We start from the raw sequence: 260 nt of genomic DNA on the forward strand, positions 1-260 counted from the left end.
CCAACCTATTGCGTATTCAAATTCGCTTCCATTATAACGCCTCCTTCTATTTATATAACCCGTGCTAACGGGCGGTTCACTTCCTCATTGTAAGAGGCTACGAACCGCCCACTAGAACGGTAATGTGTAGTTCTACTACACTATTAATTACTCATAACGTAATGCTTCAATTGGATCTAATTTCGCAGCGTTGTTTGCTGGAATTAATCCAAAAACAATACCAAGTGTCATAGAGAATCGCTCTCCTCCGACGCCAACTT

At 41.5% G+C, this 260-nt stretch carries 1 protein-coding gene; it reads right to left on the minus strand.

Annotated elements, in window-relative coordinates; all coding sequences use genetic code 11:
* Nucleotides 1-147: 147 nt before the first annotated feature.
* Nucleotides 148-260 (minus strand): hypothetical protein (locus JDS96_RS33440; RefSeq protein WP_374221030.1); only part of this gene is annotated, 113 nt, incomplete at its 5' end.

This window comes from Bacillus cereus group sp. N21 (genome assembly GCF_016483395.1).
Taxonomy (GTDB): domain Bacteria; phylum Bacillota; class Bacilli; order Bacillales; family Bacillaceae_G; genus Bacillus_A; species Bacillus_A pseudomycoides.